The organism is Micromonospora sp. NPDC048947, from assembly GCF_040649495.1.
In the GTDB taxonomy this organism is placed as follows: Bacteria; Actinomycetota; Actinomycetes; order Mycobacteriales; family Micromonosporaceae; genus Micromonospora; species Micromonospora alfalfae.
This window is the reverse complement of record NZ_JBEZFO010000008.1, coordinates 58,946-72,607: the sequence shown is the minus strand read 5'-3', so window position 1 is coordinate 72,607 and position 13,662 is coordinate 58,946. Positions and strand designations below refer to the sequence as shown.

Sequence of the window (13,662 nt, the reverse complement as noted above, 5' to 3'; positions counted from 1 at the left end):
AACCAGAAGTCACCGGGATGCGCCCTCCAGCGGCCCGGGGTGCCGCTGTGGGGGTGTGCAGCGGTAGCGTGTGCACCCGTGACCCTCGCCTCGCTCTCTCCCCAGGCGGCCCTGCCCAGCCCCAGCACCGCGGTCTGGCAGCTCGGGCCGGTGCCGATCCGGGCCTACGCGCTCTGCATCATCGCCGGCATCGTGCTGGCCTGCTGGGTGACGGAGCGCCGGCTGCGGCAGCGCGGCGTCGCGCCCGGCGCGGTGCTCGACATCGCCGTCTGGGCGGTTCCCGCAGGCATCATCGGCGCCCGGATCTACCACGTGATCACCTCACCGGAGAAGTACTTCGGCGCCGGTGGGGACCCGATGAAGGCGTTCGCCATCTGGGAGGGCGGTCTCGGCATCTGGGGCGCGGTCGCCGGTGGCGCGGTCGGTGCCTGGATCGCGGCCCGACAGCTCGGCATTCCGTTCGGTGTGCTGGCCGACGCGCTGGCCCCCGGGCTGCCGCTGGCCCAGGCCGTCGGCCGGATCGGCAACTGGTTCAACAACGAGCTCTTCGGTGGCCGGACGACAGTGCCGTGGGGTCTGGAGATCCACCGGATGGACCCGGACAACCCCGGGCACGCCCTCCGCGACGACGCCGGGCAGCCGATCCTCGAACCGGGTCTCTACCAGCCGACCTTCCTCTACGAGGCGCTGTGGAACCTCGGCGTCGTAGCCCTGGTCCTGATCCTCGACCGCCGGCTGAAGCTTGGCCGGGGCCGGGCGTTCGCGCTCTACGTGATGGGTTACACGGTCGGCCGGTTCTGGATCGAGCTGATGCGCACCGACGAGGCCAACCAGATCCTCGGCGTCCGGCTCAACGTCTGGACGGCCGCAGTGGTCTTCCTCGGCGCCCTGATCTACTTCGTACGGGTGCGTGGCCCTCGGGACTACCTGATCCCGCTCGGCCCGGCAGCGACGACGACCCCGCCCCCCACGTCCGACCTGTCCCAGGTCGACCTGTCCGAGCGGGAGACCCCCACGCGGGCCGCCGCGCCGGAGGGCTACCGGGTGGTGAGCGAGGAGCAGTACGCGGTCTGGCAGGACACCGGTGTCGTACCGCCGGCGACCGACGACGACTCCCGGCCCGATGATGACCAGCCGTCCGACGACACGGCATCCGCCGACGACACGGCATCCGCCGACCTCACGTCGAGCGATGACGAGCCGGTGGAGGATCCGTCCGCCGCCCGCACCGACCGGGCTGACGCTACCGGCGCGCGTCCCGCCGACCGGGACAGCTGAGCGGCACCGATGCGAAGCGCGGTGGTGGTCGGCGCAGGGGTGGGTGGCCTCGCGGTGGCCGGCGCGCTGGCCCGTTCCGGCTGGCAGGTCACAGTGTTGGAACGCGCCGAACGGATCCGCCCCGAGCCGACCGCGGTGGTGCTCTGGCCCAACGGCGTCCGCGCGCTCCAGGCCCTCGGCCTCGGCGCCGGCCTGGCCGCCATCGCCACCCCGTTGCCCGACGGCGGGGTCCGTCGCCCGGACGGGCACTGGCTCGTGCAGCCCCGACCCATCCCGGACGACCGGATGCCGGTGGTGGTGCACCGGGAGGATCTGCACGACGCGCTGATCGCCGGCCTCGGCGAACGGGTCGAGTTGCGGACCGGGGTGACAGTGCGCCACGTCCGCGTCGAGCCGGGCGAGCGGCCGGGAGTCAGCGACGGGCGGCACACCATCGAGGCCGATCTGGTGGTGGCCGCCGACGGCACTGACAGCGGCATCCGCCGCCAACTCGCGCCCGAGTCCCGGGTGGTCAGCTCCGGATGCGCCGCCTGGCGGGCTGTCATCCCGTGGTACCAGGCACCTCGGCTCCCCGACGATCAGCCGCTGGCCGGTGAGATTCTCGGCGCGGGTTACCGGTTCGTGGCCGCGTCGCTGGGTGAGCGCGGCTCCTCGGGCGGGTCCACCAGGGGCGGCATCTACTGGGTGGCCACCGCCGCCGGCGCGCCCCGCCCGGAACCACCGGAGACCCAGCTCGCCCTGCTGCGCCGCTGGTACGCGGGCTGGCCCGCGCCGGTCGGCGCGCTGCTCGACGCCACCGACCCGGCCGACCTGGTCCAACAGGAGGTTCGTGAGCTGCGCCCGCTGCCCCGGGCGTACGGCTTTCCGGTCGGGCCCGGTGGGGTGGTGCTGCTCGGCGACGCGGCGCACGCCATGCCGCCGCACCTCGGGCAGGGCGCCTGCCTCGCGTTCGAGGACGCCGCGACGCTCGCGTCGCTGCTGCGGGAGGCCCGGCTGCCCGACGCCGTGCAGACGTACGACCGGGTGCGCCGCCCCCGGGCCGCGACGGTGGTCCGCCAGACCCGGCGGATGTCGGCGGTGCTCCAGACCCGGGGCCGGTTGGCGCTGCGCGCCCGGGACGCCGCGCTGGGCACGATCAACTCCCGGCTGCTCTCCAGCGCCGCCGCCTCCGCCGCCCAGTGGCGCCCACCGACCTGACCTCGGCCGCGAGGCAGGTCAGCGCAGTGGGGCAGGTCAGGGGATGAGGGCGGCGGGTTCGGCGATGCAGGCGGTGCCGATTCGGCGGAAGCCGACCCGCAGGTAGACCCGCGCGATCTCCTCGCTGCCCGCGGAGAGGAAGACCAGCTCGGTGCCGGCGGCCAGTAGTTCCCGGGCCAGGGTGGCGGTGAGCGCGGCGCCCAGCCCGCGTCGCCGGGCGGACGGCAGGGTGGCCACACCGGCGATCTCCGCGACGTCGTCCACCCGCATCGCCATGCCGCTGGCCAGCGCGCCCTCGGTCGGCGTGCCGGCCAGCGCGGAGATCCGTCGCCCGTCGGCGATCCGGGCACGCTCCTCGTCGAGCGCGGCCAGTTCGAGTTCGGTGACGGCGGCGTCGCGTTCGGCCGGGCCCGCCTCGCCGGGCGCGGTGCCGGCCGCGGCGAATGCCACCGCTGCCACCGCACGTCGTGCGGCGACATCGGCGGCGAAGCCGGGGGAGTCAGCTGCCAGCACCCGCACCGCCGCGTCGGTGAGCGTCGCCGGGTCGGGCAGCGCGCTCGGGTCGAGCACCATCAGCGGCGCCTCCAGCACGCTGAGCCCCGCCGAGCGGGCCACCGCCAGCAGCTCCGGGGTCGTCTCGTGCACCCACTCGAACGCTTCTGGCAGGCCCAGCTTCCGCTGGCGTTCGCGGACCGAGACCACGTCGGCCAGCGACGGCGGCTCAGTGGCGTCGATCCGGGGACGGGCGTAGAACGGCCAACCGGCGCCTTCGCGGACGAACAACACCAGCGCGCCATGCTCCTCCGCACCGGCGACGTCGCGGGGCACCGCGTCGTAGAAGCGTTCCAACCGGTCGAAGACGTGCTTGTGTAGCGGATCCACCGCGCGAGACTACACGTCCCAGCCAGTGGACGGTGTGATCAATCTCGGGTGGCCGTGCGACCCCGGCCCTAACGTAGACTCAATAGACCCACGGGCCGACGTCGTCCCCACCATGATCCAACCTGAGTGACGACAGGAGGCCCGGTGGCTCAGCCGTACGCGGACACAGAACAGCCGCACCCGCACAGCCCACAGGCGTCCCCGACGCCCCACCCGCATCCGTCCGCCCAGGGCCTCTACGACCCAGCGCAGGAGCACGATGCCTGCGGCGTGGCCTTCGTGGCGGACCTGCACGGCCGGCGTTCACACTCGGTCGTCGCCAATGGGCTCGGCGCGCTCTGTCGGCTGGACCACCGGGGCGCCCGTGGCGCGGAGCCGAACACCGGCGACGGCGCCGGCATCATGATCCAGGTGCCCGACGCGTTCCTGCGCGCGGTGGCCGACGTCGCGCTTCCTCCGGCCGGTGAGTACGCCACGGGGCTGGTCTTCCTTCCCGACGACGATGCCGCCGAGGCGCGTGCCCGCCGGGTGGTCGAGAAGTACGCACTGGTCGAGGGTGCCGACGTGCTCGGCTGGCGGGACGTGCCGACCGACCCGAGTGACCTGGGCGAGACCGCCCTGGCGGCGATGCCCCGGGTCCGGCAGCTCTTCCTGGCCGCGCACCGCCTCACCGACGCGCCCGACGGGCCGGCCGGCTCCCCGCTGCGCGGCCTCGACCTGGACCGGGTGGCGTTCTGCCTGCGCAAGCAGGCCGAACGGGAGACCGCCGAGCGTGGTGTTCCGGCGTACTTTCCGTCGCTGTCCAGCCGCACCATGGTCTACAAGGGCATGCTTACGCCCGACCAGTTGCCGGCGTTCTACCCGGACCTGCGCGACGAGCGGGTGGACAGCGCGATCGCGCTGGTGCACTCCCGCTTCTCCACGAACACCTTCCCGTCCTGGCCGTTGGCGCACCCGTACCGGTTCATCGCCCACAACGGCGAGATCAACACGATCCGGGGCAACCGCAACTGGATGCAGGCCCGCGAGGCGCTTCTGCGCTCGCCGAACGTGCCGGGGAACATCCGGCGGGTCTTCCCGGTCTGCACCCCCGCAGCCTCCGACTCGGCGAACTTCGACGAGGTGCTGGAGCTGCTGCACCTGGCCGGGCGGAGCCTGCCGCACGCGGTGCTGATGATGATCCCCGAGGCCTGGGAGAACGACCCGGGGATGGACCCGGCCAAGCGCGCCTTCTACCGCTTCCACGCCAGCCTGATGGAGCCGTGGGACGGTCCGGCGTCGGTGGCCTTCACCGACGGCGAGATCGTCGGGGCGGTGCTGGACCGCAACGGGCTGCGCCCGGGGCGCTGGTGGCAGACCGACGACGGGCTCGTGGTGCTCGGCTCCGAGGCGGGCGTCCTCGACCTCGACCCGGCCCACGTGGTTGCCAAGGGGCGGCTCCAGCCGGGCCGGATGTTCCTGGTCGACACAGTGGCCGGGCGGATCGTGCACGACGAGGAGATCAAGTCCGAGTTGGCCGCGGCCCAGCCGTACGGCGAGTGGCTGCACGCCGGGCTGATCGAGCTGAACGACCTGCCGGCCCGCGAGCACACCGTCTACACGCACGACTCGGTGCGCCGTCGGCAGCAGACCTTCGGCTACACGGTGGAAGAGCTGAAGATCCTGCTCGGGCCGATGGCCCGCACCGGCGCCGAGCCGCTCGGTTCGATGGGTACGGACACCCCGATCGCGCCGCTGTCCACAAGGCCGCGGCTGCTCTACGACTACTTCCACCAGCTCTTCGCCCAGGTCACCAACCCGCCGCTGGACGCCATCCGCGAAGAGTTGGTGACCAGCCTGGCGTCGACGATCGGGCCGGAGGGCAACCTGCTCGATCCGGGTGCCGCGAGCTGCCGGCAGATCGTGCTCCCGCACCCGATCATCGACAACGACGAGCTGGCGAAGATCCTCTCCATCGACGAGGACGGCGACCTGCCCGGCTTCAAGGCGGTCCGGGTCTCCGGGCTGTACCGGATCCGGGAGGGCGCCGCCGGGATCAAGGCGCGGCTGACCGAGATCTGCCGGCACGTCTCCGAGGCGATCGAGGACGGCGTGCGCATCCTGGTGCTCTCCGACCGGGACTCCAACGCCGACCTGGCCCCGATCCCGTCGCTGCTGCTCACCGCGGCCGTGCACCAGCACCTGGTCCGCGAGCAGACCCGTACGCGGGCGGCGTTGATCGTCGAGTCCGGGGACTGCCGGGAGGTGCACCACGCGGCGGTGCTGATCGGCTACGGCGCGGCGGCGGTCAACCCGTACCTGGCGTTCGAGTCGGTCGAGGACATGATCGCCACTGGCACGTTGGCCGGGGTGGAGCCCGCGGCGGCGGTGCGCAACTACGCGAAGGCGCTCGGCAAGGGCGTCCTGAAGATCATGTCCAAGATGGGCATCTCGACGGTCTCCTCGTACTGCGGTGCGCAGGTCTTCGAGGCGGTCGGCCTGGACAGCCGGCTGGTCGAGCGCTACTTCCGGGGCACCCCCAGCCGCATCGGCGGGGTGGGTCTCGCCGGCGTGCACACCGAGGTGGCCGCCCGGCACGCGCTGGCCTGGCCGCCGGCCGGCACCGCCACCTCCGACCGGTTGGAGGTCGGTGGCGAGTACCAGTGGCGTCGCGAGGGTGAGCTGCACCTGTTCAACCCGGAGACGGTCTTCCTGCTCCAGCACGCCACCCGCAGCCGTCAGTACGACGTCTTCCGGCAGTACACCGCCAAGGTCGACGCGCTCGCCGCGCAGGCCGGCTCGCTGCGCGGGCTGTTCACACTGCGTACCGGGGTCCGTCCGGCGGTGCCGATCGAGGAGGTCGAGCCGGCAACCGAGATCGTCAAGCGCTTCGCCACCGGCGCCATGTCGTACGGGTCGATCTCGGCGGAGGCGCACGAGACGCTCGCCATCGCCATGAACCGGCTCGGCGGCAAGTCCAACACCGGTGAGGGCGGCGAGGACGTCGAGCGGCTGCACGACCCGGCCCGCCGGTCGGCGGTCAAGCAGATCGCCAGTGGCCGCTTCGGTGTGACAAGCGAATACCTGGTCAACGCCGACGACCTTCAGATCAAGATGGCACAGGGCGCCAAGCCGGGCGAGGGCGGTCAGCTGCCCGGTAACAAGGTCTGGCCGTGGATCGCCCGGACCCGGCACGCCACCCCCGGCGTGGGTCTGATCTCCCCGCCGCCGCACCACGACATCTACTCCATCGAGGACCTCGCCCAGTTGGTGCACGACCTGAAGTGCGTCAATCCGGCGGCCCGGGTGCACGTCAAGCTGGTCAGCGAGGTCGGCGTCGGCACCGTCGCCGCCGGGGTGGCCAAGCTCAAGGCGGACGTCATCCTGATCTCCGGCCACGACGGCGGCACGGGCGCCTCCCCGATGAACTCGCTCAAGCACGCCGGCACCCCGTGGGAGCTGGGGTTGGCCGAGGCGCAGCAGACGCTGTTGCTCAACAAGCTGCGCGACCGGGTCACTGTGCAGGTCGACGGCCAGCTCAAGACCGGCCGGGACGTGCTGGTCGCGGCGCTGCTCGGCGCGGAGGAGTTCGGCTTCGCGACGGCGCCGCTGATCGTCGAGGGTTGCGTGATGATGCGGGTCTGCCATCTGGACACGTGCCCGGTCGGCATCGCCACCCAGAATCCCGTGCTGCGGGAGCGCTTCACCGGCAAGCCGGAGTTCGTGGAGAACTTCTTCCTCTTTCTCGCCGAGGAGGTCCGGGGGTACCTGGCCGAGCTGGGTTTCCGGTCGATCGAGGAGGCGATCGGGCAGTCGGAGCTGCTCGACGTGGCCCCCGCGGTGACGCACTGGAAGGCGCACGGGTTGGACCTGGCGCCCGTCCTGCACCTGCCGGAGCTGCCCGCCGGCGCGGCCCGACGCGGGGTCCGCGCGCAGGATCACGGCCTGGAGCAGGCGCTCGACAACGAGCTGATCGCGTTGGCCGGTCCGGCTCTGGCGGACGGAGCGCCGGTGCGGGTCGAGGTGGCGGTGCGCAACGAGCACCGCAGCGTCGGCGCGATGCTCGGCGGTGAGGTGACCCGTCGCTTCGGTGGCGCCGGTCTTCCGGAGGACACCATCGAGTTCGTGCTGCACGGCACGGCTGGGCAGTCGTTCGGCGCGTTCCTGCCGCGCGGGGTGACACTGCGCCTGCACGGCGACGCCAACGACTACGTGGGTAAGGGCCTCTCCGGGGGTCGGCTGATCGTCCGTCCGGACGCCGCCGCGCCGTTCCTCGACCCGGACGCCGAGCCGGGGCAGCGGGCCGAGGATCAGATCATCGCCGGCAACACCATCCTGTACGGGGCCACTGCGGGCGAGGTCTTCCTGCGCGGCCGGGTGGGGGAGCGGTTCGGGGTGCGCAACTCCGGCGCGGTCGCCGTGGTCGAGGGCGTCGGTGACCATGGTTGCGAGTACATGACCGGCGGCACTGTGGTGGTGCTGGGCGCGACCGGCCGGAACTTCGCCGCGGGCATGTCCGGCGGCACGGCGTTCGTGCACCACCTGGACCGGGCCCGGGTCAACGCGGAGCTGGTCGACCTGCTGCCGCTGGGCGAGCAGGAGCAGTCGCTCCTGCACGAGCTGGTCCAACGGCACGTCGCCGAGACCGGGTCGGCTGTCGCCGAGGAGCTGCTCAAGCGGTGGCCGGAGGCGGTGGCCGAGTTCACCGCTGTGGTACCCCGCGACTACCGCCGGGTGCTGGAGATCATGCGGGCCGCCGAAGCAGCCGGCCGCGACGTCGACGACGCGGTCATGACAGAACTGACCGCGCCCGCTGTGCCGGCGATGCCGGTGCCGCCCGCCCCGCGGGTGGCTGCCCAGGAGGTGGCACGTGCCTGACCCGAACGGTTTCCTGCGCTACGACCGGCGGCTGCCGGCCCGCCGCCCGGTGCCGGTGCGGATCAGCGACTGGCGGGAGGTGTACCCGCCGGCCGGCGAGGAGTTGGTCCGTGAGCAGGCCACCCGATGCATGGACTGCGGCATCCCGTTCTGCCACGACGGCTGCCCGCTGGGCAATCGCATCCCGGACTGGAACGACCTGGTGCGTACCGGCAACTGGGACGCCGCTGTGGAGTCGCTGCACGCCACCAACAACTTCCCGGAGTTCACCGGCCGGCTCTGCCCCGCGCCCTGCGAGGCGGCCTGCGTGCTCGGCATCTCCGGCGGTCAACCGGTGACCATCAAGCAGGTGGAGGTGGAGATCGCCGACGCCGCCGCGGCGCGCGGGTTCACCCCTCACCCGGTGCCGGCGCCGTCGGGCCGGTCGGTCGCCGTCGTCGGCTCCGGGCCCGCCGGCCTCGCCGCCGCCCAGCAGCTGGCCCGCGCCGGTCACGCGGTGACCGTGTACGAACGCGACGACGCGATCGGTGGCCTGCTCCGGTACGGCATCCCCGACTTCAAGTTGGAGAAGCGGCACATCGATGCCCGGCTGGCCCAGCTCACCGCCGAGGGGGTGCGCTTCCGTACCGGCGTGAACGTCGGGGTGGACGTCACCGCCGAGCAGTTGCGCGCCGAGCACGACGCGGTGCTGCTGGCCTGTGGGGCGTTGCAGGGCCGGGACACCCCGGAGACCCCGGGGCGGGCGCTTCGGGGCGTACACCAGGCGATGGCGCATCTGGTCGCGGCGAATCGCGCGGTCGCCACGGCGGCCACCGACCAGGCCGGCGTGGTGGCCACCGCCGAGCGTCGGCTGGCGCCGGCGGTGTTGCCGGACGGCACGCCGATCGACGCGGCCGGCAAGCACGTGGTGATCATCGGCGGAGGTGACACGGCGGCCGACTGTCTCGGCGTGGCGCACCGTCAGGGGGCCGCGGGCGTGCACCAGCTCGACCTGTACCCGCAGCCGCCGCAGGAGCGCGACGAGGCACGGGATCCGTGGCCGACCTGGCCGTGGGTGCTGCGCAGTTACCCGGCGCACGAGGAGGGCGGCGAGCGGGTCTTCGCCGTGGCGGTGCAGGAGTTCGTTGACGACGGTGCCGGCCAGGTGCGGGCGGTGCGGATCGCCGAGGTGACGGTGGAGAAGCGCGACGGTCGGCGGGTTGTCACTGTGGTGCCGGGCTCCGAGCGGGAGTTGCCGGCCGATCTGGTGCTGTTGGCGATCGGCTTCGAGGGCACCGAGCAGCAGCCGCTGCTGGCCCAGTTCGGTGTGGCCCGCAACCCTCGGGGCGCGATCGACGCTCGCGACGACTGGCAGACCGACGCCGACGGGGTGTTCGTGGCTGGTGACATGCACCGGGGCGCTTCGTTGATCGTCTGGGCCATCGCCGAGGGGCGGGCGGTCGCCGCCGCCATCCACGGCTATCTGGGCGGTGTCGGTGCGTTGCCGGCCCCGGTGGGCCCGGCCGCGCAGGCCCTCGCCGCTCGCTGAGGTGCGGTTGTCTGGTCGGTGCGGCAGGTCCGCCGCCGCACCGGCCGGGCATTCCCGCTGGTGAAGCCGCTCACAAATGTGGGCAAAGAGGTTTAAGCCGGCAAGACTTGCCGGCTGCCGAACCGCGCCGCGATCGGTCTGAGTGAGCATGCTGCCGATTGCTGGAGGTTCGTCGTGGCCAGAGGTGCCACCTTCGCCGCGTTGCGCCACCGCAACTACCGGATCTGGGCGCTCGCCGGCTTCGTCTCCGTCATCGGCACGTGGATGCAGGTCCTCGGGGTCAACTGGTACGTCCTGAAGGAAACCGGCTCGGCGACGTCGATGGGCTTCGCCGTGCTGCTCCAGGCTGCGCCCACGCTGCTGCTCAGCGTCTGGGGTGGCGTGCTGGCCGACCGGCTGCCCGCCCGCCCATTGCTGATCGCCGCCCAGGGCGCCCACGCGGCGCTCGCCGCCGGACTGGCGGCGGTCGCCCTGACCGGGGTCGGCGGCCTGCCGCTGATCTTCGCGATCTCGCTGGCCACCGGTGCCGTCTCGGCGATCGAAGGCCCGGTGATGGGCCGCTGGGCCGCCAGCCTCGTCGACCGGGAGACGCTGGGCAACGCGCTGGCGCTCGGTTCGCTCACCAACTCCGCCGGCCGCATCCTCGGCATGAGCCTCGGCGCCGTGGTGGTGGCCGCCGTCGGACCCGCCCTTCTGTTCGGCATCAACGCGGCCAGCTTCGCCGCCGTGGTGGTGGCGCTGTTCGCCGTACGTTCGGGAGCGGTGCCCGGCCTCCCGGCGCCGGACGCCGGCCGGACCCGGGGCGGTGTCCGCGCCGGGTTCGCCTACCTGCGCGGGCAGCCGGTGCTGCTCCTCGCGCTCGCCCTGTCGTTCGTGCTCGGCAGCCTGGGCCGCAACTACCAGGTGACCATGGCCGCGATGAGCGACGGGCCGCTGGACGCCGGGGCCTCCGGGTATGGCCTGCTGTCGACGGTGTTCGCTGTCGGCACTGTGGTGGGTGCGCTCGTCGCGGCCCGGCGGCGTTCCCTGGGCTACCGGACGCTTGTCGTCGCGGGCCTGCTCGCCAGCGGGTTGCAGATCGTCGCCGGTCTCGCACCGGGCACCTGGAGTTTCGCCGCGGTGATCCTGCCGATCGCCGCCGCCGCTGTGGTCATCGACACCACAGTTGGCACCCGCGCCCAGCTCGACACCGACGGCGCGATGCGGGGTCGGGTGCTCGCCGCCCTGGCTGTCACCGGCTCGGTCTCCGCCGCGGTTGGCGCCCCGCTGCTCGGTTGGCTCGCCGAACACGCCGGGCCCCGGCAGACGCTCGTCCTCGCCGGCGCCGCGGCGGCGATCGCCACGACGGCGGCGGGCGTCGCCCTGGACGGGCAGCGCGGCCGCGCGGCGACCCTCGCGCTCGTCGTTCCGCGACCTCGTCATCCGGTACGACGAGCGGCGTTCCGGGCCGCCCGCATGGTCCGGCCCACCGGTGCGGTCTGCGTCATCGCGCCCGCCGAAGCCGGTGCGGTGCGGTCGGGCGGGGTGCGGCTCCGGGAGTTGGTCACCGCCGGACCGGTGGCGAACCGCTGAGACAGCTGTCACCCTCGGCGGCCCGCTTGCGGGACAGGGCGACACGAAGATCATCGTTACCCTGCGGTCATGGACATTGAGGAGCGGCTACGGCGGACTCGCCGATGGCTGTGGGTCGTGCTGATCGGGCTCTTCCTGAGCGGTGTCACAGCGTTTCCGCTGGAGATCGAGGTGCGCTGGCTGCTGCGCGCACTGGACCCGCTCGCCGGCCAACTGCCCGCGCTTGTCGCCTGGATCGAGCGGGTGCACACCGGGCTCGTGACGGCCGGCGAGGACTACCCGTTCCTGCTCTACGGCACCGACTGGTTGGCCTTCGCCCACCTCGTGCTGGCGGTGGCCTTCTGGGGGCCGCTGCGAGACCCGGTGCGCAACGTCTGGGTGGTGCAGGTCGGCATGATCGCCTGCGCGGGCATCATTCCGCTGGCGTTGATCTGCGGCCCGATCCGGGACATCCCCTGGTTCTGGACTGTCGTCGACCTGTCCTTCGCGGTCGGGGCGTTCCCGCCGCTCTGGTTCGCGTACCGGCACATCCGCGCCGTCGAAGAGGCAGGAGCTTCAACCCCGTAGACCCTGCCGCCGGCCAGGCTGCTCCGACCCCGCCGGTCGATCATGGAGTTGTGGTGGGCAGAAGGTACGCCCTTGCCTCATCGGTGAGGCACCACAACTCCATGATCGACGCGGGCGGGTGGGGCTAGTGCGACATCAGGTGGTGCGACTCGCGGATCTTGTCCCAGGACCTGGGCTCGGTCGGCGGAGCGGCCTTGCGGGCCGTGGTGGCCACGTCGGGGCGGCCGGCGGTGAACAGCCAGGTGGTGAACAGGTCGTCCAGGTCCAGTCCGGAGATCCGCTCGGCCAGTGCCTGGAACTGCTCGATGGTGCCGTTGCCGTACCGGCGCTCGGCCGTCCACGTCGGCAGGATCTCGAAGAACGCGTCATCGCCGACCGCCAGCCGCAGCTGGTGCAGGGTCATCGCGCCCCGGTCGTAGACGGCGTTGTCGAAGATCCGAGCGGCGCCCGGGTCGCCGGGCAGCACCTGCCAGAACCCGTCGTCGGCCGGGTAACTGGCGTAGGCGAAGTCGAAGACCTCCTGGGCGGTGCCCTCGCCCTGCTCCTCCGACCAGAGCCACTCGGCGTACGAGGCGAAGCCCTCGTTGAGCCAGACGTTGCGCCAGTCGGCCACCGATACCGAGTCGCCGAACCACTGGTGGGCCAGCTCGTGCGTCACCACGTAGGTGTTGGCGCCGCGTCGCCAGAAGCCCGGCCCGTACACCGGGCGGGTCTGCGTCTCCAGCGCGAAGCTGATCCCGTCGACCGGCCCGGCCACGCCGCCCTGCGCCTCGAACGGGTACGGGCCGAAGAGCCCGCTCTCCCAGTCGAGGATCTCGGCGGTCCGTTCGATGCTGGCCCGCGCGGCCGGCCCGAGCGCCCCCAGTGAGGTGCTGTACGCGTTGATCACCGGCTGGCCACTCGGGGCGGTGTCGGTGACGATGTCGTACTGGCCGATGGCCATGAAGGCCAGGTAGGTGGTGGTGGGGGAGGTGGTCCGCCAGATCCACCGGGTGCGGTTGCCGGCCTCGGCCAGCGGCGGCCTCGGCTGCACGCCGTTGCTGATCACCTCGACGCCGGTGGGCACCGACACCGAGATGTCGTAGGTGGCCTTGTCCAGCGGGTGGTCGTTGCTCGGGAACCACCACCACGCCGACTCGGACTCGCCGACGGCGAGGGCGCCATCGTCGGTACGCGTCCAGGCGGTGTAGCCGTTGAGCAGGGCCTCCGACGGGACACCGGAGTAACGCACGACGATGGTGAGCTGCTGGCCCCGGGTCACGGTGCGGGCCGGGGTGACCACCAACTCGTGCGCCCCAGCGGTGCTGGTGCTCGCCGCCCAACCGTTCACCCGGACCGACTCGACGTCGAGCAGGAAGTCCAGATTGAACGTCGAGAGGTCCTCAGTGGCGGTGGCGAGGATGGTGGTGGTGCCGGTGAGCAGGTCGGTGGCCGGTTCGTAGCGCAGCCGGACGTCGTAGTGCTCGACGTCGTAGCCGCCATTGCCGTAGTCGGGGAAGTAGCTGTCGCCCAGTCCGGGCGCGCCGGGTTGCGGCGCTGCGGAGACGACCGGACGGCCCCAGCCCGTCGGGGCGGCCTGGCCGGGGGTGCCGGCGAGCATGGTGCCGGCGGTGGTGAGGGTCAGGGCGGTGGTGGCCGCCGTGAGGACTCGTCGCACGGGGTGGACTCCCTCCATCGGGTGTTCGCCAGGCCAACTTAATCGACAACTGTGAACGTCGCCGGTCGCCACACCCATCGTCGGTCGTCGCCCCCTGGCGTGCGTTGCACCGCAAGGTCACACT

At 72.5% G+C, this 13,662-nt stretch carries 8 protein-coding genes; 6 read left to right on the top strand and 2 right to left on the bottom strand.

Features of this window, described 5'->3' with window-relative positions; genetic code table 11:
* Positions 1-78 precede the first annotated feature (78 nt).
* Positions 79-1,278: a prolipoprotein diacylglyceryl transferase gene (gene lgt, locus AB0B98_RS13830; RefSeq protein WP_357362836.1), complete on the top strand. Its 1,200-nt coding sequence runs from the start codon at positions 79-81 to the stop codon at positions 1,276-1,278.
* Positions 1,279-1,287: 9 nt separating this feature from the next.
* Entirely contained in the window at positions 1,288-2,475 is a 1,188-nt protein-coding gene (locus AB0B98_RS13825; RefSeq protein ID WP_357362834.1) for an NAD(P)/FAD-dependent oxidoreductase, read from the top strand.
* A gap of 36 nt (positions 2,476-2,511) precedes the next feature.
* On the opposite strand, the gene AB0B98_RS13820 is transcribed toward AB0B98_RS13825, so the two are convergent.
* On the bottom strand, positions 2,512-3,357 hold the full coding sequence (locus AB0B98_RS13820; RefSeq protein WP_357362832.1) for a GNAT family N-acetyltransferase: 846 nt from the start codon (positions 3,355-3,357) through the stop codon (positions 2,512-2,514).
* A 144-nt stretch (positions 3,358-3,501) separates the two neighbouring features.
* On the opposite strand from AB0B98_RS13820, the gene gltB reads away from it, so the two are divergent.
* The 4 genes from gltB (at position 3,502) to AB0B98_RS13800 (ending at position 11,881) form a co-directional block, all read left to right on the top strand.
* Positions 3,502-8,214, top strand: coding sequence for a glutamate synthase large subunit (gene gltB, locus AB0B98_RS13815; RefSeq protein WP_357362830.1), 4,713 nt, complete (start codon positions 3,502-3,504; stop codon positions 8,212-8,214).
* Positions 8,207-9,742: a glutamate synthase subunit beta gene (locus AB0B98_RS13810; RefSeq protein ID WP_357362828.1), complete on the top strand. Its 1,536-nt coding sequence runs from the start codon at positions 8,207-8,209 to the stop codon at positions 9,740-9,742. The genes gltB and AB0B98_RS13810 overlap by 8 nt, the downstream gene beginning before the upstream one ends.
* Before the next feature lie 174 nt (positions 9,743-9,916).
* Positions 9,917-11,314, top strand: coding sequence for an MFS transporter (locus AB0B98_RS13805; protein ID WP_357362826.1), 1,398 nt, complete (start codon positions 9,917-9,919; stop codon positions 11,312-11,314).
* Between the two features lie 69 nt (positions 11,315-11,383).
* Complete coding sequence (locus AB0B98_RS13800; RefSeq protein ID WP_357362824.1) at positions 11,384-11,881, top strand: hypothetical protein; 498 nt, start codon at positions 11,384-11,386, stop codon at positions 11,879-11,881.
* 124 nt (positions 11,882-12,005) lie between these two features.
* On the opposite strand, the gene AB0B98_RS13795 is transcribed toward AB0B98_RS13800, so the two are convergent.
* The gene (locus AB0B98_RS13795; RefSeq protein ID WP_357362822.1) at positions 12,006-13,538 is read right to left on the bottom strand and encodes a M1 family metallopeptidase; all 1,533 of its coding nucleotides are present in this window, start codon (positions 13,536-13,538) and stop codon (positions 12,006-12,008) included.
* Positions 13,539-13,662: the final 124 nt, after the last annotated feature.

What these genes read in the sequence shown, in the direction of transcription:
- AB0B98_RS13800 (WP_357362824.1), top strand. Translation starts at nt 11,384, where the DNA reads ATGGACATTGAGGAGCGGCTACGGCGGACTCGCCGATGGCTGTGGGTC.
- AB0B98_RS13825 (WP_357362834.1), top strand. Translation starts at nt 1,288, where the DNA reads ATGCGAAGCGCGGTGGTGGTCGGCGCAGGGGTGGGTGGCCTCGCGGTG.